25 protein-coding genes and 2 pseudogenes are annotated in these 25,251 nt (G+C 59.9%); 18 read left to right on the forward strand and 9 right to left on the reverse strand.

Features of this window, described 5'->3' with window-relative positions; all coding sequences use genetic code 11:
- The first annotated feature begins 475 nt into the window (after positions 1-475).
- From ACY9XZ_RS18180 to ACY9XZ_RS18195, 4 genes are all read left to right on the forward strand, one after another.
- Positions 476-1,537, forward strand: coding sequence for a GDP-mannose 4,6-dehydratase (locus ACY9XZ_RS18180; protein ID WP_463458416.1), 1,062 nt, complete (start codon positions 476-478; stop codon positions 1,535-1,537).
- A complete protein-coding gene (locus ACY9XZ_RS18185) occupies positions 1,534-2,514 on the forward strand; it encodes a GDP-L-fucose synthase family protein (RefSeq protein WP_463458417.1) in 981 nt (326 codons plus the stop codon). Before ACY9XZ_RS18180 ends, ACY9XZ_RS18185 begins: the two co-directional genes overlap by 4 nt.
- Positions 2,515-2,674: 160 nt before the next feature.
- Entirely contained in the window at positions 2,675-3,859 is a 1,185-nt protein-coding gene (locus tag ACY9XZ_RS18190; protein WP_463458418.1) for an ArnT family glycosyltransferase, read from the forward strand.
- A 261-nt stretch (positions 3,860-4,120) separates the two neighbouring features.
- A complete protein-coding gene (locus ACY9XZ_RS18195) occupies positions 4,121-4,390 on the forward strand; it encodes a hypothetical protein (protein WP_463458419.1) in 270 nt (89 codons plus the stop codon).
- A 12-nt stretch (positions 4,391-4,402) separates the two neighbouring features.
- Here the strand turns inward: ACY9XZ_RS18195 and ACY9XZ_RS18200 are convergent, their stop codons facing one another.
- The 3 genes and pseudogenes from ACY9XZ_RS18200 to ACY9XZ_RS18210 all read right to left on the reverse strand — a co-directional run.
- Positions 4,403-4,597, reverse strand: a complete 195-nt coding sequence (locus tag ACY9XZ_RS18200; RefSeq protein WP_463458420.1) for a hypothetical protein — start codon at positions 4,595-4,597, stop codon at positions 4,403-4,405.
- A gap of 230 nt (positions 4,598-4,827) precedes the next feature.
- On the reverse strand, positions 4,828-4,926 hold the full coding sequence (locus tag ACY9XZ_RS18205) for a hypothetical protein (protein WP_463458650.1): 99 nt from the start codon (positions 4,924-4,926) through the stop codon (positions 4,828-4,830).
- Between the two features lie 290 nt (positions 4,927-5,216).
- Positions 5,217-6,038: pseudogene (locus ACY9XZ_RS18210) on the reverse strand (cell division control protein Cdc6); the annotation flags it as partial.
- A 629-nt stretch (positions 6,039-6,667) separates the two neighbouring features.
- Here ACY9XZ_RS18210 and ACY9XZ_RS18215 point away from each other — a divergent pair.
- On the forward strand, positions 6,668-7,867 hold the full coding sequence (locus ACY9XZ_RS18215) for an orc1/cdc6 family replication initiation protein (RefSeq protein ID WP_463458651.1): 1,200 nt from the start codon (positions 6,668-6,670) through the stop codon (positions 7,865-7,867).
- Between the two features lie 535 nt (positions 7,868-8,402).
- Here ACY9XZ_RS18215 and ACY9XZ_RS18220 read toward each other — a convergent pair.
- Entirely contained in the window at positions 8,403-8,801 is a 399-nt protein-coding gene (locus ACY9XZ_RS18220; protein WP_463458421.1) for a hypothetical protein, read from the reverse strand.
- Positions 8,802-8,912: 111 nt separating this feature from the next.
- Here ACY9XZ_RS18220 and ACY9XZ_RS18225 point away from each other — a divergent pair.
- Positions 8,913-9,575: pseudogene (locus ACY9XZ_RS18225) on the forward strand (RNA-guided endonuclease InsQ/TnpB family protein); the annotation flags it as partial.
- A gap of 369 nt (positions 9,576-9,944) precedes the next feature.
- Here the strand turns inward: ACY9XZ_RS18225 and ACY9XZ_RS18230 are convergent.
- Positions 9,945-10,298, reverse strand: coding sequence for a hypothetical protein (locus tag ACY9XZ_RS18230; protein WP_463458422.1), 354 nt, complete (start codon positions 10,296-10,298; stop codon positions 9,945-9,947).
- Positions 10,265-10,651, reverse strand: a complete 387-nt coding sequence (locus ACY9XZ_RS18235; protein ID WP_463458652.1) for a hypothetical protein — start codon at positions 10,649-10,651, stop codon at positions 10,265-10,267. Before ACY9XZ_RS18235 ends, ACY9XZ_RS18230 begins: the two co-directional genes overlap by 34 nt.
- Positions 10,652-10,705: 54 nt before the next feature.
- On the opposite strand from ACY9XZ_RS18235, the gene ACY9XZ_RS18240 reads away from it, so the two are divergent.
- From ACY9XZ_RS18240 to phoU, 9 genes are all read left to right on the forward strand, one after another.
- Entirely contained in the window at positions 10,706-11,056 is a 351-nt protein-coding gene (locus ACY9XZ_RS18240) for an RIO2 family protein (protein WP_463458423.1), read from the forward strand.
- Between the two features lie 376 nt (positions 11,057-11,432).
- On the forward strand, positions 11,433-12,191 hold the full coding sequence (locus ACY9XZ_RS18245) for a helix-turn-helix domain-containing protein (RefSeq protein ID WP_463458424.1): 759 nt from the start codon (positions 11,433-11,435) through the stop codon (positions 12,189-12,191).
- 105 nt (positions 12,192-12,296) lie between these two features.
- Positions 12,297-14,000 carry a helix-turn-helix transcriptional regulator gene (locus tag ACY9XZ_RS18250; RefSeq protein ID WP_463458425.1) on the forward strand — a complete coding sequence of 568 codons (1,704 nt, stop codon included), beginning with the start codon at positions 12,297-12,299 and terminating at the stop codon, positions 13,998-14,000.
- Between the two features lie 475 nt (positions 14,001-14,475).
- Entirely contained in the window at positions 14,476-15,189 is a 714-nt protein-coding gene (locus tag ACY9XZ_RS18255) for a DUF7344 domain-containing protein (RefSeq protein ID WP_463458426.1), read from the forward strand.
- Positions 15,190-15,246: 57 nt separating this feature from the next.
- Positions 15,247-15,807, forward strand: coding sequence for a DUF7344 domain-containing protein (locus ACY9XZ_RS18260; protein WP_463458427.1), 561 nt, complete (start codon positions 15,247-15,249; stop codon positions 15,805-15,807).
- A 260-nt stretch (positions 15,808-16,067) separates the two neighbouring features.
- Positions 16,068-16,196 (forward strand): hypothetical protein, encoded by a 129-nt coding sequence (locus tag ACY9XZ_RS18265; protein ID WP_463458428.1) that lies wholly within the window; start codon positions 16,068-16,070, stop codon positions 16,194-16,196.
- A gap of 165 nt (positions 16,197-16,361) precedes the next feature.
- Entirely contained in the window at positions 16,362-17,693 is a 1,332-nt protein-coding gene (gene trkA, locus ACY9XZ_RS18270; RefSeq protein ID WP_463458429.1) for a Trk system potassium transporter TrkA, read from the forward strand.
- A gap of 56 nt (positions 17,694-17,749) precedes the next feature.
- The gene (locus tag ACY9XZ_RS18275; protein ID WP_463458430.1) at positions 17,750-18,061 is read left to right on the forward strand and encodes a hypothetical protein; all 312 of its coding nucleotides are present in this window, start codon (positions 17,750-17,752) and stop codon (positions 18,059-18,061) included.
- A 125-nt stretch (positions 18,062-18,186) separates the two neighbouring features.
- Entirely contained in the window at positions 18,187-18,867 is a 681-nt protein-coding gene (gene phoU / locus ACY9XZ_RS18280; RefSeq protein ID WP_463458431.1) for a phosphate signaling complex protein PhoU, read from the forward strand.
- A gap of 291 nt (positions 18,868-19,158) precedes the next feature.
- Here phoU and radB read toward each other — a convergent pair whose 3' ends face one another.
- A complete protein-coding gene (radB, locus tag ACY9XZ_RS18285) occupies positions 19,159-19,866 on the reverse strand; it encodes a DNA repair and recombination protein RadB (RefSeq protein WP_463458432.1) in 708 nt (235 codons plus the stop codon).
- A 268-nt stretch (positions 19,867-20,134) separates the two neighbouring features.
- Between radB and ACY9XZ_RS18290 the strand changes: the two genes are divergently transcribed.
- From ACY9XZ_RS18290 to ACY9XZ_RS18300, 3 genes are read left to right on the forward strand one after another with little or no spacing between them, the layout of a single operon-like run.
- Positions 20,135-21,499 (forward strand): sugar ABC transporter substrate-binding protein, encoded by a 1,365-nt coding sequence (locus ACY9XZ_RS18290; protein ID WP_463458433.1) that lies wholly within the window; start codon positions 20,135-20,137, stop codon positions 21,497-21,499.
- A gap of 6 nt (positions 21,500-21,505) precedes the next feature.
- Complete coding sequence (locus tag ACY9XZ_RS18295) at positions 21,506-23,107, forward strand: sugar ABC transporter ATP-binding protein (protein ID WP_463458434.1); 1,602 nt, start codon at positions 21,506-21,508, stop codon at positions 23,105-23,107.
- Positions 23,108-24,115: an ABC transporter permease gene (locus ACY9XZ_RS18300; protein WP_463458435.1), complete on the forward strand. Its 1,008-nt coding sequence runs from the start codon at positions 23,108-23,110 to the stop codon at positions 24,113-24,115. It abuts the gene before it with no gap.
- A 41-nt stretch (positions 24,116-24,156) separates the two neighbouring features.
- Here the strand turns inward: ACY9XZ_RS18300 and ACY9XZ_RS18305 are convergent, their stop codons facing one another.
- Positions 24,157-24,300 carry a hypothetical protein gene (locus tag ACY9XZ_RS18305; protein WP_463458436.1) on the reverse strand — a complete coding sequence of 48 codons (144 nt, stop codon included), beginning with the start codon at positions 24,298-24,300 and terminating at the stop codon, positions 24,157-24,159.
- 73 nt (positions 24,301-24,373) lie between these two features.
- On the reverse strand, positions 24,374-25,204 hold the full coding sequence (locus ACY9XZ_RS18310) for a hypothetical protein (protein WP_463458437.1): 831 nt from the start codon (positions 25,202-25,204) through the stop codon (positions 24,374-24,376).
- Positions 25,205-25,251 lie beyond the last annotated feature (47 nt).

Below are 25,251 nucleotides of genomic sequence, written 5' to 3' on the forward strand. Positions count from 1 at the left end.
TTATGTCGAGTGTTTAGTGTGACAGCTCTTCGAACTGGCCCTGAGTACTCGCGGTCAGAGCTGTCTTTGCGGCAGTGTTTAGTTAGTGGATAGAAGTAATGAACAGCCAGAAAGCCTCCGCGGCTCGCTGTGCGCGCTTCGCGTGCTTGCTTCACCGAGAGAGTACAGCTCTTCCAAGCCCGCGACAGAGCCGCGGACGCCGGGGTTCGCTGAGAACGCGGCCCCTTTCAATCCAATCCAGCATAGCTTTCCCAACCGACTATGGGTGGGATTGAAAGGGGCGGCTAGCTGAACGATGGCGGACGACGCAAGGACCGCAACGCAGTGAGGACCGTTGCGAGGCCCCCGAGTTCAGCTAGCCGGGGCTTTCTGGCTCTGTGCGGTCGTCAGTGCTAAACTAACCACCACCGTCTTTCCGCGGCCATATTAAAAACAGAAAGAAAAATCCTAAGCCTACCAAGACAAGGATACTGGTATGAATCTTGAACCGAGACTCGCCGAGCGCCCTGTCTTCGTCACGGGGGCTGACGGTTTCGTTGGCTCACATCTTGCTGACAAACTCGTTGATCTCGGGGCAAACGTCCACGTATTCGCTCGCGCAACCTCAAGCGGTGAGTTGAACAATATACGGCACTTACGCGATTCGATAACGGTCCATCGGGGTGATCTCCGTGATGCCCACTCTGTACGGCAGGCTCTGTCTACGTTTACCGACCACAGCGAAACGCTGATCTTCCATCTTGCAGCACAGGCCCACGTCGGCGAGTCCTGGGACCGGCCCTACGAGACCGTCGATACGAACGTCACGGGGACCCTCAATCTCCTCCAGACTATCGTGGACTTGGATCTCGACATCGCGAAGTTCGACACTGCGGGGACAAGCGAGGAGTACGGCAACGTGAAAGAGGAGATGGTCGAGAAACACGACTACGAAGACGACGGTCGCGTCCTCCTCAGCGAGCGCTCGCCGGTTAACCCAACGAGTATCTACGCCACCACCAAGCTCGCTGCCGACTTCCTGACGATGAACTACAACGATGCGTACGGCCTCCCGACGGTCACAACGCGGATGTTCAACAACTACGGCCCCAGGCAGAACCCCCGCTACATCACAGGCACCATCATCACGCAGGCACTCGAACGCGACATCGTCGAACTTGGAAATCTCCAGCCAAAGCGGGACATGTGTTACGTGAGTGACGGTGTTCGTGGCCACCTTCACGTCGCACTTGGTGGCAACCCAGGTGAGCAGTACGTCTACGGCTACGGCGAGAACATCTCGATGCAGGAGTGGACAGAAACCATCCTCGACGTGGGCGCCGAACACGGCTACTGGGAGCGTCCAGATATCGTGCAGGACGATGACCGGTATCGCCCCGGCGATAGCGACGTAGAAGAGCTGTTAGTCGGGTACGAGAAGCTGAACGAAGAGACGGGCTGGGAACCGCAGGTATCCTGGCGTGAAGGCATCCGCGAGACCATTGACTGGTATGCGAACAACAAACCGGCGTGGTACGGGCGGGTGGATTGGCGATGAGTCACGAATTCTGGGACGGACGGACGGTGATGGTAACCGGCGGAAGCGGCTTTCTCGGGAGTCATCTGGTCGAAGAGTTGCGCTCTCGCTCCGACGATGTCGAGGTGTTCGTTCCCCGGAGCAGCGAGTACGACCTCCGCGAGCGGGCCGCCATTCGGCAGGCGTTCGTCGAATCTGGCGCTGATACCGTCATCCATCTGGCGGCGACTGTCGGGGGCATTGGTGCGAACCGAAAGAACCCAGGCCGATACTTCTACGATAACGCCGTGATGGGTATCGAGCTTATCGAGCTGGCTCGCCAGTTCGGTGTCGAGAAATTCACTATTCTGGGGACGATCTGTTCGTACCCCAACCACACCGAGGTCCCGTTCAAAGAGGACGACCTCTTCGATGGCTACCCGGAAGAGACGAACGCGCCCTACGGTATCGCGAAGAAAGCGCTGCTCACACAATCAAAGGCCTACCGAAAGCAGTACGACTTCAACAGCATCTACCTGATGCCAGTGAATCTGTACGGGCCACGCGATGATTTCGACCTAGATTCTGCCCACGTCATCCCAGCTATTATCCGCAAGTGTCTGGAGGCACGCGACCGAGGCGACGACTCGATAACTGCATGGGGTACTGGTGAACCGACTCGGGAATTTCTCTACGTAAAGGATGCCGCGCGTGGCATCCTCGACGCTACCGAGGAATATAATCAAAGTGACCCAGTCAATCTCGGCAGCGGAATGGAGATCAGTATCCGGGATCTGGTTGAGACGATTGCCAGCCTCACAGAGTTCGACGCTGACGTCGAGTGGGATACATCGAAACCGGATGGACAACCTCGGCGCAAATTAAATACACGTCGTGCCGCGGAATACTTTGGTTGGGAAGCGTCGACTGATTTCGAAGATGGTCTCAGTCGCACTATCGAATGGTATGAATCTGTCCGGAAAGACCACCCTGCTGGTGGCGTGACACTCGACAGGTAGTTCTGAGAGTGTGGTACAACTGGAACGTGAGCAAAAGTACACGTTCCGCGTCGTCAAGCGAGTGTTGGGAGGCTCACTTTGTAGTCTGAATCAAATATGAGGGGTCTGTTCTCTTGAATTACGTGACATACTTATGATTCCGTCAAAACCAACTTGTACGATGCATTTGCGAATCAAGCGTGGGATCGATCAAATCAAGGAAAACCGACTGTATGCAGCCGTTTTGATATTTTCGATTGCGCTCGTCTTTCGGCTCCTCTATTTCATACGAGCACTGCAAATCTGGGATGGCGTTCGTGTAGCTACGGATACGCCTGCATTTAAGCGGAGTTGTGAACTACTCGTTACTGATCCGATCGGCTCTCTATCCGCGATCAAGGGGCTTCAGTACCTCGGATTCACGATTCCATTCTGCATCGTTCAGAGAGTAACTGGCGGCTCTGGGCTCGCCTGGGTCCTCGTCCAAATTGTGTTGTCAGCAGGCACAGCGGCCCTTATTTACTTTATCGGTCGACGCCTCGTGAATCCGATGGCCGGACTGATAGCGGGACTATCATTTGCGCTCCTCTTCGATGTCGTCCGGTACACGGTGTTCTTACTATCTGAGACGATGTTCATTTTTGTTTTCGTCCTCTGCCTGTGGGCGATCACCCGCCACTGGGAGGACCCATCGGGAGCGACAAGAGCGCTCGCGATAGGAAGCCTCGGATGGCTGGTGATAACTCGCCCGTTCGGCATGCCAATCGTGTTCGGATGGTTACTTTTCGACCTGTTTCCGCGAGGAAATAAATACCGGATCGGCCTGATTCCCCGTTGGATCGCCGTCGCCGGTGTCGTTCTTCTGCCGATTGTGGTACTCGGTACTTCAAGTGCCCCCACTAAATTAACGCAGGTTGAGCAGGGATTCCGAGGTGGCTGGATTCTATTTAAGGGCCAAACTGAGTTTTTCTTAGCTGAATACAACTACACGGCTCGTCCCGCTGATGGACTTATTGGCTTCGTACTTGCGAATCTCGACCACGTCGTTATCATGATGATCCTGCGCACTCTGGTGTTTTTCATCCCTCTTATTGACGCGTTCGTGAGTCCATTCTGGAATATCGTGAATATCGTCGTTCTTGGACCCCTTTTGATCGGGAGTGGAATCGGCACGGTCCGTGGCTGGCAGCTGGGCGACGTACATGTGCTTATCCTCTTGCTTACTCCGATCGTTGTCGTAACCGGTGTCGTGGCTATTACGCTCGTTAGTACTGGCTGGCGATTCAGAGCCCCACTCGGTCCGTCGTTTGCGCTGCTAACTGGCTATGCTGTTGTTACCTTCCGCTCCCGAAACGAGCGAGAATAGCGGTCCCAACAACCCGGTTGGTCTATTCGCAAGGTCACGGTCCGGTTGGTGATCACCCCGCACGGTTCGAGTGTTCTGACGCGTTCGATGCTGCCCCAGAGTTCGTAGCTGTCAGTCAAGGTGGTGATATTGTTCCCACGGCTGGACAGTAGCGCTGCCGAACTGCTGACGGCCACCGTTTTCCAGGGTTACCAGCGAGAGACCGACGGGTGCACGTTTGCGATCGGGGTTCTGTGTCGCGTACGTGGTGACAGTTTTCACTTGGGCTGCCTCGTAGCCGGCAACGGTAGTGACGTCGCCGGCGGCGAGACGATCGGCTGTTTCAGCATCAATGGTTGTCTCAAGGAGAACGTCGGTAGTCGTTGGCTGAAGGCTGCTACCGACCTGTTCGATGCGACCATCGAACGTGTAGTCCTCGCCTGGGAGCGTAACCGTTTAGCCGCGACGGACTTGCGTGTCGCCAAACCGACGGTCGGACTGCTGGCGATAGGTGTCGAGCTCGGCTTCGACGAAGACGGTCTGCTGAGTTAAGTCTTCAGTTGCCTACGCAGCCACGTCTTCAATAGTCTCGACAGTGCGTCCAGCGACTCGGATCTCATCACCGGGAGTGACGTCTTGAGCATCGGCGGTGGTCATGGTGTCTCTGAGTACCACAGTCGTGTCCTCTTGAGTAAGGCTGTTGTCACTACCCACAGCACGTATCTGGCCGCTCACCTCGTATCGACTCGTCGCAATCATCAGTGACAGACCGAGGCGAGGGGTGCATTCGCGTAAATGAGGCTGTCACCGTCGGGAGTCACCTGGAGTGTGGCACGCAGGATGACACGCATCTGCTTGTCCTGTGGCGTTGGATAGACATCTGTGATGGTGATTCTGAGCTGATGTATGGGCTGTACGTGTCGCCTTCAGAGGTCGCTGAGACGATATATGACGGCTGTGTCCGAGGTTGAGGGTGACATTGGATGCGGTCAGATCTGGTGACTTGGGTTCGGCCCTGGCTGGAAGATAAGTGTGGCGCCTGCTACGATGACCGAAATGACGAGCAGGACAACCAGTGTATCGATGATATTAACGAGGCCGAATAGGTTCCCTTCGTCGTCAGGAGGGGCGACGACCGTCTATCTGCCATGCTGTAAGCATTTTTTGGTGTGGTTTGGTGTTTCGTTGTGCTATTTTGATTCAGCGGGAGAATCCTGCCCTTCTCGCGAAGGACGAATATTTCGATGCTCTGTCGGAATAGTCTCTATGCTGCCGACTCCAATGAACTCGCCCAGAAAGAGAGTGGATTTCGTGTGCCTTTCGACTTGTATCCACTTGGGAGCAGTTCGATGAGATAGAGAGTACGTTTCGTGTGCTTTCACTCGTTATGTCTGGCGATGTTTGTCCGAGTCTCCAAGACGATTTCCGGGTCAAGATCAAGTTCATACTCGTAGTACTGTCCGCCACTCAGTCCTTTGTTCTGCTCGTAGCGTCGGAGAAACCCAAGCATGTGGAGGTCTGAGAGGTGATCCTGAATGCTCTTCAGGGTAGACAGCAGCGAGGCGGCGTGTGAGTCGGCGACTTGTTCGTACGTTTGTTGGATCTCTTTTGACCGTGCGGGGACCTCATTCTGTGTCTGTAGGTTCGCGATTGCCTCCAGGATATCCTGTGCGTGCTCGGTCTGGTCTCGGATCTTGTTCTCCAGCCGACCGCGCTGTACTTGCTCCCGTGCGGCCTCAATATGATCGTCCGTGACAGGAGTCTCGCCGTTCCGTTCGGCTAGCTCCGCTCCGACACGGAGCAGATCGAGCGCCTGCTGTGCATTCCCCATATCTTGTGCGGCCAGCGCGGCCGCATTTGCGATCGCCGATGGGTCACATGCCTCGTCCACGAAGGCACGTTCCGCTCGGTGCTCTAAGATCGTCCGCAGTTCCCCAGCATCGTACGGGCTGAAGGAAATCTCGGTTTCCATCAACGTATCCTTGACCTTCGGCGATAGCGTCCGCCGAAAGGTGTAATCGTTGCTGATTCCGATCACCCCGACCTTCGCGTCCGAGACGTGAACGTTCGCTCGTGCACGAGGCAGTTCGTACAGGAGTGTGTTCGCCTCCTCCAGGTGGTCGATCTCATCGAACACGACGATGTGACTCTCACTGATCTGGTCGAACTGTCGGTACAACTCGTCAAGAGCGTCTCCAGTCCACTGCTGTGCAAGTTCTCCACAAACTCGACATTTATGCGCCCCTTCAGTCGGTTATCGATGCGGTCGCCGAGTCAGTTCTTTTGTCCCGAGGGGGGACAACTGTATCCCTGTCAAAGGCGGTCACCGAACATCTGAATCTATCGACGAAGACATTGATGATACGATCTGATCCAAGGTGGGAGAGAGTACGTTTCGTCTGTCTAGACTCTTCCGGTATGGCTCTCGGAGTAAGTCCACAGCCAGTTTCCTGTGGACTCCGTCATAGCGTGCTGATCATCATAAATCGTCTTGGAGTCACGTGCTTCAACATGCTCTCTGTGTCTAATCATCAAGAGGGATTCCGTTCTTCGGATTACCTTGAGGTAATCGACCTGCTCCGCCTGTAGAGGACCCCTTTCGGAATGGGAGAGAGTACGTTTCGTCTGTCTTTGACTGTGACGCTGGGTATTCCACGGCGGACACTCAGCCTTTCCTTCAGAGAGTAGATTTCGTTTGTCTCTTGACGTCCGACTATGGGCAGCAGTTCGATGGCTGAGGGGAGACTAATGGCAGGTAATAGACCAAGACAAACGAGACAGACAAAAGCAGATTTTATATCCAAGCGACATCTCATTATGAATAGACTCATGCCCGGGCCGTTTAGCGATGTCGAACGTTCTATCTTCGCCGCCAAGGAGGTCCTCTCCGAAGACTACCAACCTGATGAGATTCTTGAGCGAGACGAGGAAATCGACGAGTATCGCCACGCGCTTGAGGACGTCCTCTTCGGCCGGACGCCACAGAACATCATGTTGTACGGGAGGGCCGGACTCGGCAAAACTGCGGTGACGATATACATGATGGAGGCGCTTCAAAATGAAGCCACAGAGCGCCCCGATGCTGACGACCTGTTCGTCCATGAACTGAACTGTAACGGAAAGACGGTCTACTCGGTCGTCCGAACGCTCGTCAACGAACTGCTCCCGGAAACCTCGAGCGATTTCCCAAAACGTGGACTCAGTACGGCCGATGCGTTCGAGGAACTGTACGCGCAACTTGACCGGCGAGGGGGGACCCATCTTGTCGTGTTCGATGAGATCGATCACCTCGGGGATGCCGACACGCTCCTGTACGAACTCCCGCGGGCCCGCTCCATCGGTCACATTACGGACTCGAAGATCGGTGTTATCGGGATCAGCAACAACTACAGGTTTCGACAGGGCCTCTCGCCAAAGGTCAAGGATACCCTGATGGAAGCCGAGATCTCGTTCAGCCCCTACGACGCCAGCGAACTCCGGACAATACTCGCCGACCGCGCCGATCGCGCGTTTGTCGACGGCGTCTGTAATGACTCGGCAGTCGCGAGGGCAGCAGCGATCGCAGCGAAAGACCGGGGAAATGCCCGTCAAGCGATAGATCTCCTCAGGGTCGGTGGCGAGGTAGCGAAAAAGCAGGACGCTGATAGCGTCGACGATTCCCACATCATTGAAGCACAGGAACTCGTTCAACGCGGTCGGTTGCGGAATCGGATCCGCGATCAGACCCAGCACGCACAACTCCTTCTCGAAACGCTCGCGTATCTCGAGCAGCAGCAGGAGACGCTGGCCCGTTCGAAGACAATTAAGACTCGATACGAACGCGTCGCGGACTCACACGCTGTGGACCCGCTTACGACGCTCAAGAGTATTCAGAACCACCTCTCGGATCTCCATATGCTCGGGTTCCTCCACCGGACCGATCGGAATCGTGGCGAGAGCGGCGGCCGGTACTACGAGTACGGTCTCGATCTTGATCCCGAAATCGTCCTTGACATCAGAGCCGAGATCGAAGCAGAGCGCGACCCGTGAGACAACAGTGTGAAGACAGACGAAACGCCCTCTCTCATTCCCGGGTTCGTTCTTTCACACTACTCGATTGTGACAGTGACCGTACAAAAGAACTGTGTGGGATTCGCACTGTCTGAGCGACCGCCAAGACAGACGAAACAAACTCTGTCTCCTCTACCCGCCCACGACTTCCGAACCGGCGCTTGACCCAGCATCAAACGTCCGGGGCGGATCCGGCTCCGCCACGCCATAGTGGAGCTTAGAGGCCCACCCAGACGGCTACGCGTCACGGTCTATCGCAGACAGAACACATGGCGACAGTCCCGTCAGGATGCGTTCTCCCCCGTTCACGTCATCGGGGTTGTCGTCAGTCAGTGAGAACATCTTCACCTATTGGTATACAGGCCAGTAGCAGTTACTGCACTCCGAATACTCATCCAAGTCCGCTTCGCTGATCCATTTTACCACGGTGTGTCCCTCCCACTCAGCGGGAACTAACGACACGCTGTCTGAACTCTCGTTCATTGCCCGCAACCGATTGTAGCCCAGTCAATAGTCAAATCTGCCCAGACTCCGAGAGACTCGGCGGCACCTCTAGCGAGTGCTTTACACAGGTTCGAAGGGCCTCTCCAACGTCGCCCGTGCCATCATCAAGTTCAAGCAGCTGCTGGATACGCATCCACCGCGTCAGTCCCAGATCGCGAAACCGCATGAGAAGTTGCATATTCACCAGCGGCGGGTAGTATCCTTCCCCACCGGATGAGAAATCGACAACCGTTATTGACGACGCGTCGATACTGAGTACGTCTGCGGAGTCCGCGAGTCGGACCTCGATGAGTACTTCGTCGACACCGTCCGTGGTTGGTTCTAGTTCGTCACACTCACACGCCGCACAGCGAAGCGCATCGGGAACCCAGCCGGATGGAACGTTCGGTAACTGCTCGATAGATTGCATGTCTGTCAGTCGGAGCACTTCGTACTGAACTGGTCCGTTGATCCCGACAACGGCCCCACCTAATTCAGCTAGGGAGTCCCGCCGTTCACGGCGGGCGGGAATCGCGTAAGCTCCAAGAACCAAACAGTTCTTGGCGTAGACCGGAACGTGGACGGGTATCTTGCAGTCACCAGCACAGGCGCGTTCATCGGAAACGCCGATCTGCTGAATCACAAACGCCGCGAATACGAACGCCGCCGCGCACGTCTCCAACAACAGGGAACACGAAGCGCACACCTCACCATCCAGTCTATCGGTGACACCTTCGCTAACTGGTCAGAGGACTTCTTGCACCAATCGTCGAAGGAAATAGTCACGGAAGCCGTTTCTCAGGATTGTACGACTATCGTCTTCGAGGACTTGGAGAACATCCGTGAACGAATCTCTGATGCTTCAAAGTTCCAGCAGTGGGCGTTTAACGAGTTGAAACGCCAAGTCACGTACAAGGCAAAACAACGAGGGATTTCTGTTGAGACAGTCCATCCAGTCTACACCAGTCAACGGTGTTCCGAAACAGGGTGTGGCTTCACGCATGAGGACAACCGTGACGGTGACGTGTTCGTGTGCCAGAAGTGCAGTAAAGAGCTACACAGCGACTACAACGCGGCGCGAAACATCGCACACAAATTCATCCAGAATCGGCGCAAGTCTGGTTCTGGAGGGGCAACCTATCACCTTGCCCTGAAGTCGGAAACAGTGAACGGGAACGGCGAGTACTCGCCTTCCACAGTATAGTGGACAGACCGGGAGTTCACCGACAAACCCGGCGTTCACGCCGAGGTAGGTGATAGTAGTCACACTGGTGTTCATCGGCGACGCGTTCTCCGTGAATATCGTGCTGGAGTTCGTCGATATTGGGTGTTGTGTCTGTAGCAGCCATATATTTCTATAAAATTCTATTTGTATTAACCCCTTCTAATAGATTTGAAACAGCGAATGAAAGTGCTATCGGGCCAATCTGGCTCGGCGTACTCCCTCTCAAATCCCCCTCCTGTTCCAATCAAATTCGGTCGTGGCTGCGCGCGCAGCGTCGCGAGCACGGAGCGGTGGGAGGGGAGACGGGGTTGCGGGGCTGTGGTTGCAAACAGCGGGGGGGAGAGCCCGCTAGTCGTCCGCGACCAACCCAGCGACTGCGTCAGTTGGTCCGAGGTGGGTTTCGCCTGCCTCGTAGACCTCTCCGGAGTAGCGCTTGATTCTGTGTTTCGAGGTCGGCACGGTCTCACTAACCGCCCTGACCACGTCGGCCTGGGTGTACGCTTTTCCTGGTGTGAGCCGGTCAGCCGCGTAGACGGCCGCCCCAGCGACAGTCATCCGCGCCGTGCCCGCCCCGATGGGGACCGTATCGGCCACGTCAAGCAACCGCTCGCCGACTCGAACCAGCTCGATCCCTGTTTCCACGTCGATGCCAGCCTCGTCGAGGGCCGTCACGACCTGGTCGACTGCTCGGTCAGGAACCACCCGCGCGTCCACGGATGTCTGCAGCCGGATCTTCCGTGCGGCCGCACACACCCTCTCACGACTGCTCTTTGCGAACTGGGCGATCTGGCCGGCGTTCGTTCTACACCGCTTGCACGCCCGGCTAACAGCACTGCACCGGCCGCCAGTGACTCCCAGGCCATCCGTCTGCCCGGTAGCCGCTCGTCCTTCGCCGCCTCCAAGTACCGCGCCGCATCGGTCGTGACGTGCTCGGGGAGTTCCAGGTTGGCGCCGAGCATCCCGACATCGCGAAAGCCCTCGTTCATCCGCTTGTGTCGATCCGATTGCATCGTGAAGCGTCTGTGTCGCTGCCGCAATCGCTCCATCTTGTCCATGCGCTCCGCACTCAGCGAATTGCCCTTCCCGTCGGTTGCGAGGAAGAACGTCGTATGCAGCCCCTTGTCCACTTGGAAGTCGTTCGTTGTCTCAACTGCCCACTCACTAGTTTTCTTGTCACCGTCCGGACCACGGGCTTTCACCCCTGGGCTCCGATCCAGCGCATCCTCAGTCACGACCAGGCCGCAGTCGGTACACACCACCTTGACGATGAGGAACTCGCGAAACTGACTACGGATCGGCTGGTCGTCCAGGACACTGACCACCCACAGCCCATCTATTCGCTCACTGCTGAGGGACGCGAGACGCTACAGGTCGCCCACCGGGAGGGCATCGTCCACGGCGGCGGTGCGGGCGACCTCAGCGAGTCCAACTTCCACGTCATGGTCGTCGAAGCGATGTGATGTGGCTTCCGCCGCCAGTTCATCTCCGATCCGTCCCAACCGGCGTGCGGGTCGAACCCTATTATCGAGACGACGACGGCCGTCTTAATGTGGCCGTCCTTGACGATGACGGCTATGTCGTCTTGCCTGTCGAAAAATTCGGTGACAACCGAAACCCTACAACTCCGAAAGGAGGGCCCTCGAAGACATTTATTTCCTCCTCCTATCGGAGGCTTTCCAAAGATTGCCAACTAAACGTGCCAGTAGAAAATATTGTCGCATAATGCAGTCGGGAGAACCATTCTATCTCAGGAATGGCTATCAGTATAGCTTCTCGATTCGCGGGCACTATCCGTATAGTAGTAATGACCTTGTGCGCGATTCGTCTGGAGTCCATATGCGCAACACCGGCGACCAGGGGTCGACGACCGAGGCAGACCAGCCAGTCGATGGCGCTGGCTACGGGCCAACAGGTCCCTCGGAGACGGACGGGGTGACACGGGAGAAGAGCCTCGGCGTCGACCTGTGTCTGAGCCATCCGGAACTTATGCTAACGGACGCATTGAAGAGTTGCCCGGACGTGACCGTCTGTCCGGAGCAGATGGTAGCCGACGACGTGTCGAGTTTGCTGGTCGTAGCGGCCGAGGGAGAGACGCTGAGCCGGTTCGAGACAGAACTGGGGAAGGACAGCACAGTGGGTAACCCCGTCGTATTGGACTGGACTGAGACGAACCGCGTGTATCGGGTCGAAGTCGAAGACAGCGCGGTTCGGGTCGCGCCGTCACTGGTCCGCGCCGGCGGCCGGGTACTGGACATGGAGGGCACGGGGGGCCAGTGGCTGGTGAACGCACAGTTCCGGTCGCGGTCGGCGCTGTCGCAGTTTCGGTCCGCGTGTTCGGATCGGGACATAACCTTCAGGCTTGACCGACTGTACTGGACCACCGGCGACGCCAACGCCGGCGCCTGCGGGCTGACTGCGGACCAGCAGATCGCGCTCGAAACGGCACACAGAGCGGGGTACTTCGACGTGCCCCGTGGCATCTCGCAGGCAGAACTGGCGGACAAACTCGACATCTCTCCGTCGGCGGTGTCACAGCGGATTCGACGCGGGATGGATCAGGTCATCGGCTCGGAACTCGGCGTCTCCGAAGAGTAACCAGCAGGGGCGGACCCCGTGTCATTGAGTTTTCAAGTGTGGGTCGACGTGACAGGGAGGTTACGTGCCAAAAAGGATATTGCCCTACTCTGACACTCGTATTGTATGAGACACCGAATCGTGAGCGGGATATGCGCTTTACTTCTCCTCTTGACAGTTGCGTCTGTCTCCGTAGGTGTTGCCGCCGCAACGGACGCGGGACAGCAGACTGAGTACGCGCCGACGGCTAACGAAACGGATCCAGTGATACAGACGGTTGAACCCACACAGGCTATCGGAACCGGGCCGAACGGCACCGCGTTCGTCTGGGAGCGAATAGACGGCGAGCGCGCCAGCGAGTATCGACTCGCGGTGACCGTCAGCTCGCCACAGAACGATCTCTCGGTCTGTGCGCACGCGAACGGCTCAACGACGTGTACACCGGTCGACGCGAACGGGACCGCGACCGTCACAACCCCCGGATCCGCTGGGCTCGACGATCTCTCTATCTCTCTTTACGACACGACCACCGACTCCACGGTGGATCGGCAGTCGGTGTCTCTACAGCCGATTCAGCGCGCCGGGGATGTCGACGATGACGGGCTCAACAACAGCAACGAGATAGCCCGGGGAACAGATCTCACTGACGCTGACACCGATGGCGACGGGCTGTCGGACGGTGCGGAGCTCCACCAGCACGGGACGGACCCGACGATTGCGGACACTGACGAAGACGGCCTCGCCGACAGAGCCGAGATCAGGGAGGGAACCGACCCGACTACCGCCGACACGGACGGTGATGGACTGTCGGACGAACGCGAGATAGCCGTCGGAACGAACCCGACTGTCGCTGATACCGACGGCGACGGGCTGTCCGATCAGCGGGAGGTGTCGGGCAAGACAGACCCGACGGACGCGGACACTGACAATGACGGCGCTGTCGACGGTCGGGAGCTAAAAATCGGCACAGACCCGGTACAGGAAGACACTGACGACGACGGTGTCGCTGACGGGAGAGAAATCTCCCTGGACACGAATCCGACGGTCGCAGACACGGACGGCGATGGCGTGGTTGACGGAAGGGAACTCGAAGCGGGAACTGAACCGACGGTCGCAGACACCGACGGCGATGGTCTCAGCGACCGCGAGGAGTTGGACAACGGAACGTCCCCGACCGTGAGCGATACGGACGGTGACGGCCTCAACGACGGGCGGGAAGTCTCGGAACTCGGAACCGACCCGCTCGCGGCTGATTCGGACGGTGACTTCCTGACTGATCGGCAGGAAGTGGCCTGGGGAACGAACCCGAACAGTGCGATGACGCCCGCCTGGGTCACGAGTTCGCTTCTCGGGTTCCTCATCGGGATCGGACTGACGTTCGTAGCGATCAGGCGTGGCTGGGTCACGGAACTCTCCGCGGCGGTCAGACTGCTCGTCTATCGCCGCCTCGAACTGGATCAGGGGATAATCGAGGTCAACCGTGAAATCCAGGCCACGGACGAGGGGACCGGAGCTGACGGTACAGAAATCGACGCGGATACCGCGGCAGAGGCCTTCGAGCAGGCCGACCGGGAGTTCACACCCGACGAACGGCTGGTGAAGCTGATGCTGCGAGTCGAGAGCGGCCGCATGCACCAGACCGACATCGTCGAGGCGACGGACTGGTCGAAAGCGAAGGTCAGCCGCCTCCTTTCGAAGATGGTCGACGACGACGAGGTCGTGAAGATCCGTCTCGGCAGGGAGAACCTCATCTGTCTGGAGCGGGCAAAGCCCGCAGCCGCGAACTCGCCCCACGCGGACGATATCAAGCCGCCGACGCCTGGCGGATAAGTCAGCTCACGGCTCGGGACGCCGGATCGATAGTGACATCACTGTTCAGCGGCGGGGGAGGTTCCGTCGAACGAGACAGTTCACCACTGTCACTGCAGATTGTGGCTGCAGTCACAACATTGGCCAGTAGTCACACCGAATCGATAATTCCCGGTCCTTGAGCACTCTACCGCCGACAGACGGTAGAATTAACCCGGAGAAAGGGTTCTTCCCCACGCACATACATGTATCTTTGTAGACACGAGTACCAATCGTAGGCATGAAACAATTCAGTATGCTCTGTGAAACAGTGGTGGAACATGATTTTCGGGTCGGAAATCCCTTGAATTACGTTATCAGGCTCGCTGAGCGTCGTTTTACGATATACTGATCTGGTAAGTCAGCCATTATCGACCCGTTAAATCGGTGAAACAGTCGCAACCGGCGGAACAGTCGGCCCGGTATATGTCGGTTGCTGGAAAAGGAAGGAGCGAACATGTCGATAGCTGAAACGGCTTCCGAACCCACGACAACTGAAGCAGAGGAATCCGCGACTGACGAGTCGCCGTCCGAGGAGTCCGAATCGGATGACGAGCTCACCCGCGACGACCTCTTCCACGTGCTCCAGTGTCGTCGCCGCCGCCTGGTCCTCAAGTACCTCCACGAGTATCCCGGCGATGAGCCGGCGGATATGAGCGATATCGCCGAGCATATCGCGGCGCTGGAACACGACACGACGGTCGACTCGCTCCGCTCGAAACAGCGCCAGCGCGTCTACATCGCGCTGTACCAGTCCCATCTCCCGAAAATGGACGACGCGGGCGTCATCAACTACAACCAGGACCGCGGACTCGTCGAGGCGACCGCGCTCGCGGACTCCTTCAACGGGTATCTCGACGAGGAACCGTCGCTCCTGTCGACGACGACGGCTGCGGAGTCACCTCCGGGAACCGAATCCGTCACAGACCAGGACCGGACAGTCGCTCGCGCGTCAGCCGACGAGCAGTGGTCAACGCGGTATCTCGGAACAGCGTGTGCCACGCTGATCGGGGTCGGTGGACTCGCGCTCAGCGGGATCGCAGTGTCGGGCGTCGCACTCGCGTTCGTCGTGAGCGCGGTGTTTCTCGTGCTGGCGCTGAGCCATCGGCTCTCGCAGTCGGCCCCGCAGCCGCTCGCTGACCGCCTGCGGGCCGCTGTCAATCAAGGATAAGCTACACACTGGACAGATGCGTGCACACAGCCGCAATTCCGGAGGGCGATGAACCACATGCGGCCGACAGTCGGACTCGACGCCGTCCTCGATGCCGAGGAAACGACTGTCCCCCGAGAACAGGACAGCCTCGATGACGCGACGATATTCGAGGTACTCGGCAACGAGCGGCGACGAGCGTGTCTGCACTGTCTCGCCGAACACGAGACAGGTCTGTCTGTCAGTACCCTTGGCAGACAGGTGGCACGTGCGGTCGCCGACGAGGAGACCGATAGCGACGAGATCTACGACAGCGTGTACGTCTCACTCTGTCAGACACACCTCCCCAAGCTCGACGCCGTTGGGCTGGTGGAGTACGACCGCGACCGCAAGCGGGTCGAGCAGGGCCCCGGATTCGACGCTATCAGACAGCAGTTCGAAGCGGCCAGCACAACCGAGGACCGGTCGAATGAGACGATTCGAGCCGGACCCGTCGTGAGTGTCCTGACGGTCGCGGTCGGTGCAGTCGCTGTCGTGAGTCCGCCGGCGGCCAGAACGGGACTACTTTTCGGCCTCGTTGCGGTTCACCTTCTCGTCTTCGCATTCGCGTCCACATCTACGTCTCCGGTTAGGTACTAACCGCCCCTTAGTAGCGACAGACAGCACGATGAAAGAGCGAAAGCAGTAGTCACCTGCTACTACGGCGAGAGCCCCCCAAGCGCTCGTTCCGTATTGGACCGTCCACAGGCGAGAAACGGGTGAGAAGCTGTGTCAGTGTCGAGGGCTGTCTCGGTCGGGAGAGACCACTGATAAACGGCCGATAGAAGTAGGCGTCTACTGTCCGGACAGCGGCAGTAAATAAGCACATAATCAAACGGTGGGGCGACAGACGGAGTGGTATGACCGACTACGCCAGTATGCGAAAGGCGATCGAAGAGACGAAAGAATCGTTCGATGCAGTCGAGCGGTTCCATCGTCGGTCACCGCTCTGCCCCTGGTTAGACGTGCCGCTCCGGGACGAGACCTGAGGGCCCGAAGACTGGATCTCGACTGCCACATCGGTACTTGTTCACCGGTAGGTTCGGAAGCGTGTCTGCCACGACGTGACGGATCTGCAGTTTGCTGACTGGATGAAAATACACTTGACCCGTCGGTGGAAACCAGATGCACATGTATCAGGCGGAGGCACAGCCGTGTATATCGTAATCGTCGGCGCAGGCGAGGTCGGCTCAAACATCGCCAAGAGCCTCGCGGAAAGCCACGAGGTCGCCGTCGTCGATATCGATCCTGATCGTGTGGAGGCGCTGATGTACGAGGCCGATGTGCTCGGTGTCGAAGGGGATGGCGCGGAACTCGATACGCTCTCGGAGGCCGGTATCGAGAAAGCCGACGTACTCATCGCCAGTACCGACAATGACGAAACGAACATCGTCACCTGCGGGACCGCGATAACGGCCGCTGACCCGTTCACGATCTCCCGCGTCAAGAGCGCGAAGTTCCTCCGGACGTGGGAGAAATCCGTGGGTGCCTTCGGTGTGGATCACATGGTCGCGACGAACCTGCTCACCGCGGAAAACATCGCCCGCGTCATCGGGCTTCCCGGCGCGCGTGACGTGGAAACGTTCGTCGGCGGGCAGGTCCAGATGGGTGAGTTCGAGGTACGCGAATCCAGTCCGATCACGAACCAGACTGTCGCGGAGGCCGACCGCTACGAATCCCTGACCTTCGCTGCCGTACTGCGCGACGACGAGGTCATCATTCCTCGCGGGGAGACGATCATCAAGGCAGGCGACGATATCGTCGTCATCGGCAGCCAAGAGAGTGTCCGCCTGTTCGCGACCGAAATCGCACCGGAGTCAAAAACGACCCAGAACGTCCTCGTCGTCGGCGGGAGCGATGTCGGCTATCACACTGCGCGACTGCTCCAAGACCGAGGGATCAAACCCCGGCTTATCGAAAAGGACCACGACAGGGCGCGCGAGCTCGCGGAAGACCTGCAGGGAACCACCGTGCTGGAAAGCGACGCGACCGACAGCGAATTTCTCGAACGAGAACACGTCGAAGACGCCGACGCGGTGGTTGCGACGCTCGACAGCGACGAGAAGAACCTCCTGGTGACGCTGCTGGCCAAGCGACTCGGTGCGGAGCGAACCGTCGCCGTCGTCAACTCCGGCGAGTACGTCGACCTGTTCGAGGCTGTCGGCGTCGACGTGGCCGTCAACCCCCGTGAGACGACCGCCGAGGAGATTACGCGGTTCACCCGCGAGTACGACGCGACGAAGGTTGCCATCATCGAATCTGACCGCGCCGAGGTGCTGGAAATCGAGGTGTCAACCGACAGCGTTCTGGCGGGGCGGCCGATTCAGGAGTCGGTACAGGAACTGCCAACCGGTGTGGTTATCGGGGCCATCAGCCGCGGCGGCGAACTGGTCATCCCCCGTGGTGACACCGTCATCGAACCCGGCGATCACGTCGTGGTGTTCGTCGACGCTACCTGTCTGGAAGCGGTCAACGACAAACTATAGCAAGGCAGCAACGTTGCGCCCAAGGGACTAAGACTGGCTCCCGCCTCAGCTAGTGTATGGCTTCCGTTGCGGACCGTATCGTCCTCTCGTTTGCTCCCAGCGCCGCCGACGAGGACCCGTGGTCCGGCGTCGATACCGAGTGGATAGCCGACGAACTGCGCGGGGACACCTACCAACAGTACCTCCGTCGCGCCCACGGCGGTCCGGTGTCCGTCGGCGAGGAGTGGGACGAGTTCGTGAGCTGTGGCTGTGCCACGCCACAGGACGTCCTGTTGCGCGTCGAACGCGTCGAGGGCGGGACGGCCCTCGGCGACGCGACAGCCCTGATAATTCAGCCCCGAAACGATGCCGAAACGGTGTCACAGTAGCCGTGTTCGCTGTCGAGTGTGGCAATCCCTGAATAGCGTGCCTGCCAGCTTCGCCACGCGGGTCGGTATCGGGAGATATTGGGAGAAGGGAAAGGCTGATACATACCACCAGCACATTCCGGACTATGCCACGCGATTCATATCAGGAGGGACTGAACTCGCTCCGCGAGGACGTCCTCTATATGTCGGAGATCGTCCTCGAACGGCTCAGGCTTGGCCTGGATGCGCTCGAACAGAAAGACGAGGAGATGGCCCGGGAGGTCATCGAGGGTGACCACGAGATCAATCAGTTGTATCTCGACCTCGAACAGGACTGTATCGACCTGCTGGCGCTGCAACAGCCGGTCGCATCGGACCTCCGCTTTATCGCCGCGTCGTTCAAGATCATCACCGACCTCGAACGGATCGGCGACCTCGCCACGAACCTGGGCGAGTACTCGCTGGAGGCCGAACGCGACGTGTATCCCGAGGTCGACATCCAGGACGTCGCCGACGTGACGATCGAGATGGTCGAGAGCGCGATGGCGGCCTACGGCGACGAGGACGCTGACCAGTGCTACACGATCGCCGATATCGACGACGAGGTGGACGAACGCTGTGAGGCCGCCTCCGAGACGGTCGTGCGCGACCTCATCGAGCGCCAGATCGACGCCGACTCCAGCGAGGAAGAGATCGAGCAGCTGATGGCCGACGTCTCGCGGCTCCTGCTGACGATTCGGGACATCGAGCGCGTCGGTGATCACGCCGTCAACATCGCCGCGCGGACGCTGTACATGGTCGAGAACGACGACGACCTCATCTACTGAACCTTTTTCATCGTCGGGTCGCCGAAGGCGACCACTCCTCGAAAAACGTTCATGAAAAAGGCCGGGATCTCGGCCGTAGGCCTCGATTCCAGTGAAACCGCGCTCGCTCCGCTCGCGCGGTATGCGTTCTGTTACCGACAACAACGACAGAACCACAGCCACACGCCTCCCCAACCGACTGCGTTGCTCGGCTCGCTCCGCTCGCCTGTGCGACTCGTCCCTCGCGCTTGCGACGCGGCCGTCGCCGCGACGGCGCGCGCCTGACAGCAACGATTGTTATTGACCGGTTTACTACGCGGTTTCGGGCGTGTCGTCGCCCACGAGTCCCGAGTCGGTGATACGGAACTGGGCCGTTTCACCCGCGGGTTTAGCGCGGTGTTTCTCCAGCGTCGCGCGGCGGTTGCCGCCGCGAAAGCGATCCAGGCGGACGATTGCGCCCGACCAGTGGTTGAGCGTGTGACCGCCAAGCGCCGTCGAGCGGTCACTGTCGGGGTCGGTGAACACCTGGTTCGTGTACAGGACGGCAACGTCGTGTTTGCGGGCCAGCGAGAGCAGATGGGTTATCTGGCGGGCCACGTCCCGCAGCGTCTCGCCGCCGTCCTCGTCGTCCCGGCGGAGCCGATAGAACCCGGTCGCGCTGTCCAGCACGATGAGTTCGACCTCGGCGGCGAACTCGGCGGCGTCCTGGACGGCTTCGGCCTGTTCGTCGTAGTCCAGCGCCTCCGTGATGATGAGGCGGCCGGCGAGATCGTCCACCGTCTGGGCGGTCCCGCGTGCGCGGCCGCTGGCGACCTGCTCCATCCGGTCGGCCGAGAGGCCTTCGGTGTCGATGTACAGCGCCGCGTCGCCGGCGGCGGCGACTTCCATCACCGCCGACAGCGCGAAGTTGGTCTTGCCGGCCGCCGGCGGGCCGTACACCTGCGTGACCGCGCCGCGCTCCAGCCCACCACCCAGGAGGTCGTCGATCGCGTCACACCCGGTCGGGACGTACTCGCTCACGACAAGGGGTTGGTCAGGTTCGGATAAAAACACTGGCACCTGGCGGCACTGCTGTCAGTCGTCCGGTGATCGCTCGGCCAGCGTCCATTCGGCGCGCGACACGTCGTCAATTTCGGCCGTTACGAGCCTGTGGCTCGCTCTCGGATCTCGGGTGATATCATCGCTGCGGCATCCGAGATTGGATATAGCCACTCAGCAATCGAATGATCAGTTCTCTCACTCAACGCGACCACCAAAGTATTATTATATTTGCAACAAACTAACATGTATGACAGTCGACGAGACTGGTGACGGAAGCGCGGATCGGCGGACGTATCTGAAGGCACTGGGCACGCTTGGTGCCGCAGGACTTGCCGGTTGTGCAGGTGACGGCGGCGGGGGAGATGGTGGTGATGGAGGCGATGGCGGCGGCGCGGCGACCGCGGCAGACTGGTCCTACGACGGGGAGATCGACCAGGCGTTCGTCTCGCCCGACAACCTGGAAAACGACATCTGGCAGACGTTTCTCGCCGGCGCCGAGGAGGCGGCAGCGGCGCTGGGGCTGACAGTGGATTACCAGGGTCACGGCGGACAGGAGTCCCAGCAGATATCGCAGTTGCAGTCGGCCATCTCGGCCGGCGCGGACATCTTGACCGGGACTGCCTACCAGAACTCCGGCGTCCGGTCGGTCGCAGAGACGGCCGCCGAAGGGGGCGTCCCCTTCACGTCCTACTGGACGATGGCGAACTGGTGGACGCCGATGGACAGCGGCCCCGAGTTCCTGCAGTACCAGATTCCGGAAGTCATCCGGACCGGCGCCGCCACCGCACGCGTGCTGTTCGAGGCGATGGGTGGCTCTGGGAACTTCGTCCACATCACCGGGGTGCCAGGGCACGTCGGCTCACACCGCAACGCGGGGGTGGAACGGGCGATGGAAGACTACCCGGACATTGAGCGACTGGGCGATCCGATTCCGAGCGAGTGGACCCGTTCGACGGGTCGACAGGCGATGTCCGACTTCATCTCCCAGTACGGCGAGGACATCGACGGCGTCTACGGGCAAAACGACGGCGTCGCCCTGGGTGCCATCTCGGTCCTCGAAGAGAACGACATGGCCGTGCCGGTGGTCGGGTACGACGGGTTCCGGGAGACGACCGAACTCGTCCGCGACCGGTCGGCCGACTCCGGCGAGCCGTACATGGCCGGGACGTTCGCCGCCCAGCCGTTCTGGCAGGGCGGCTACGCCGTCGTCAAGGGGTACGACTGGCTCCATGGCTGGCGCCCGGAAGCCCCCGAGCGCATGATGTTCGGCGGGGGCGTCATGATCCTCAACGACTCCCTCTCACAGGACACGTTCAGCGACCTGGACGTCTCCTTCACCGAGCCCTCCCAGTACCTCGACATCGCATTCAGCGACGGCCAGTCGCCCTACGACTGGGAGGCGATGTCCTACGAGGAGAGCGGCGAAGACTGGGACCCACAGAACCTGCTGGTCCCGATACGGCAGGAGGACTTCAGCCAGTTGCTCTGGACCGAGGAGAACAAGCCCTCGAACTACGAGGTCCCGAATGTCTACGACGACACCGAACTGTTCGACCGTGTCGAGCAGGACTACCGTGACCGTTTCGAGAACGGCCAGAACCCCTACGCGTAGCTGACGATGGTAGCTAACACGGCCACAGACGACACGGCCGCGACCGGCGGATCGGTCACCGATTCCACAGCCCGTCTCCAGGTCGAAGGGCTCTCGAAGTCCTTCCGCAACGTCGACGCGCTCACGGACGTCTCGCTGCATATCCAGACGGGCGAAGTTGTCGGTCTCGTGGGTGAGAACGGCGCCGGTAAGAGCACGCTGTTGAAACTACTGACGGGTATCCACGAACCGACTGCGGGCCGGATCATCATCGACGGTGAGTCAGCCGAAATCAGTGGCCCCCGCGACGCCGCCAGACGCGGCATCGCTATCGTCAAGCAGGAACAGGACGTGGTGCCCAACCTCACCGGCTACGAGAACCTCTATCTCGGCCGCATCCCGGACTACGCCCGCAGGGGAATCATTGACAGCGACAGCATGCGGGCGGACGCCCAACAGATTGTCGACGACCTGGGCATGAGCTTCGACGTCTCGAAACCGGTCAAGTCCTACAGTTTCAATCAGCGCCAGATGCTCGAAGTGGCGAAGGCCTTCAGCGAATCCATTCACACCGACAACCCGGTGATCCTGCTGGACGAACCCACGGCTGGCCTCGAAGAAGACAGTCGCGATCTCCTCTTCGAGCGGATCGACGAACTCCGCGACCAGGCGTCGTTCGTCTTCGTCTCGCACGAACTCGACGAGGTGCTGGAGGTCAGCGACCGGATCTACGTCCTCAAAGACGGCGCGCTCGTCAGCGAGGAGGCGGCCGACGAGGCGACAGAGTCGTCCCTCCAGCAGGCGATGGTCGGCCGCGAGACGGCCGACGAGTACTACCGGACGGACCGTCAGCGCCGGATCGGCGACGCCGCCGAGACCGTCCTGCGGGCCGAGGGAATCGAGCGCGAGGGCGACCTCTCGGACCTGTCCTTTACCCTGCGCGAGGGCGAGATTTTCGGCGTGGTCGGGGTCGAGGGCTGTGGCAAAAGCGCCCTCGGTCGCGTTCTCTGTGGCGCCGACCCGCCCGACGCGGGGGTTGTCGAGGTCCGAGGAGAACAAATCGAACCGGGGTCGATGTCCGAGATGGTCGAGGCCGGTCTGGGCTACGTCCCCAAAGACCGGAAATCAGAGGGGCTGTTGCTCTACCAATCCCTGCCGATGAACATCTCACTGCCGAGCATCGGAACCGACCGCGTCACTGATACCCTCTATGGAGTCGGATCGGCGCTCAACCTCATCGACCACGATAAGGAGGTGGCGATGGCCCGAGACGCCGTCGAAGAACTCGACATCCGTATCCCGGGTATCGACACCCTCGTTCACCAGTTGAGCGGCGGGAACCAACAGAAGGTCGTTCTCGGGAAGTGGCTCATGCGCGAGGCGGACATCCTGATCCTGGACAACGTCACTCGCGGGATCGACGTCGCCGCGAAAGAGGAGGTCTACCGGGTGTGTCGTGACCTCGTCGAGAACGGCGTCTCGCTCGTGTTCATCGGCGACGAACTCCCCGAGGTGATCGGGATGTCGAACCGCATCGGCGTGATGAAGAAGGGCCGACTCGTCGACATCGTCGATGCTCCCCCCGGCGGGAAGCCGACCGAATCGGAGCTCATAACGGAGATGATCTGAATGTCAGAGGGTACGTCACAGTCCGCGTTGCGGGATCGGTTCGACGAATTCGCCGCTGACCGGACGCTTCAGGACTGGGTGATCGACCTCGGGCCCTTCGCGCTGTTGGCCCTGTTGATGATCGTGTTCAGCCTCACCAGTCCGGTGTTCCTCACCTTCTCGAACCTCGTCGACAACGTTCTCCGGAACAGTACCATCCTCTTGCTGGTCTCGCTGGCTGGCACCTTCCCGATCCTCCAGCAGAGCATCGACCTGTCGATCGAGTCGATGGTCGGGATTACCGGCGTCATCGCCGCGATTCTCATCTCCGACTTCCAGTTGGGACTGCTCGGCTTGTTAGCCGCCGTCCTAGCCGGTACAGTGTTCGGGGCGCTCAACGGCATCGTCTTCGCGAAGTTCAAGATACCCTCGTTTCTGGTGACGCTGGGGTCGCTGTCGATCCTCTCGGGTACCGCGCTGCTGATGACCGGTGGGACCTCGATTCCCTACCGCGATCCCGGTGTCAGATGGATCGCAACGGGCTACATCATCCCCGGTGTCCCGAACCTCGTCGTTTGGGGCCTCCTCTTTTACGTCCTGTTCGTCTTCGTCGCGTTCAAGACGCCGTTTGGCCGGTACTGTTATGCACTCGGCGAGAACGAGACTGTCGCCGACCTTTCGGGCGTGGACGTCGACCGCTACAAGATCGGCTCCTTCCTCGTCTCGGGGATGCTCTGTGGCATCGCGGGGGCGCTTTTGACCGCACGGACCGCCTCCGCTGCGCCCGGGATGGGGTCGGGACTCCTGCTCCAGTCCATCGCGGCCATAGTTATGGGCGGGACCGCACTGACCGGCGGTGTCGGCGGTCCACACCGGACTCTTCTGGGCGTTCTCGTCATCGGTGTCCTCGCCAACGGGATGAACCTGGTCGGTATCCAGTCGTTCGTCCAGGACATCGTCCTCGGGTTCGTCGTCATCATCGCCGTCGCGATGTCGATGGACCGCCGGAAGATAGATATCGTGAAATGACGGAGTGTTCAGAGAAGCGCTTGTATACGAGTGCGACGGTGCTAAGCCAGTCGTTGGCGGTTTCCGAAGCAGCGGACTGACGGGATTTGAGAAACAGTCTGTTCGTCGTTTCGTTCCATGCGGTCGGCCGAGAGGCCCTCGGTGTCGATGTCCAGCGCCGCATCACCCGCAGCGGCGACTTCCATCACCGCCGACGGTGCGAAGGACGTACTCGCTCACGGGTATAGGTTGGATGTATTCGGATAAGAACGCTGGCACCTACGCCGCCGAGAGATAACGGGCGAGTGCGGCCTCGACTACATCGGGGTCGTCCAGGTCCTCAAGGGCGAACCGACTGTCGAACCACCACGACCGGTGGACGACCAGCGCGTCCGCAGTGCGGGTGTAGCCCGTGTACCGCGTCCACGGGAGCAGGCGTCTGGCGACGGGGAGTCGCTGTTCGAGTCCCTCGGCCGTGACGGCGTACTCTCTGGGCTCGCTCAGCATGAAGATACCTATCCCTACCGGGAACAGTATCTGTGCGAACGTCAGCGGCCAGAGCTCCGGTGCGACGTACACTGAGGCGAATCCGGCGACACCGACCGCCCAAAGCGGCAGTACCAGGGCCAAGAGGCGGTTCCGTGCCGCACTGGGCCAGCCGGCGGTGAACACACAGTGACGCTCGCTGTCCGCGAGGCGGGCGTCGGTGTATCGCGTGCGGCCCATCACACCTGACACGCTCCCCAGGGCCATCGCGCCCAGCCCCGAGAACATGGCGAGGACGCCGACAACACCGACCCGGTCGAGCGAGAGCAGGCCTGCGACGGCATACCCCAGACCGACGAGGCCGGGGACCCAGCGCGCACGCGTCGCTCCGAGACGGTAGGAGAGGCTCCCGAACCGCGCAGTCGCCCACCAGCCGAGCCCAGTCCCGACAGTGACCGTCGTTATCACCGTTCCGTACAGCACGGCCGCGTCCCCGGAGACGAGACGGGCGACGGCGAAGACAGTCGGCGCTATCGCCAGCAACGCGACGTAGAGACCGACGACGAGTGCGAAGAGCGGGTCACCCGATGGCTCCGTGTCGGTCTCGGCGGTGGAGGGCGGCATATCGCCACAATGCCAACGCTCGGACAAAACTCTCCGGGGCCAGAGGC

Source organism: Haloarcula sp. HT12, assembly GCF_055271655.1.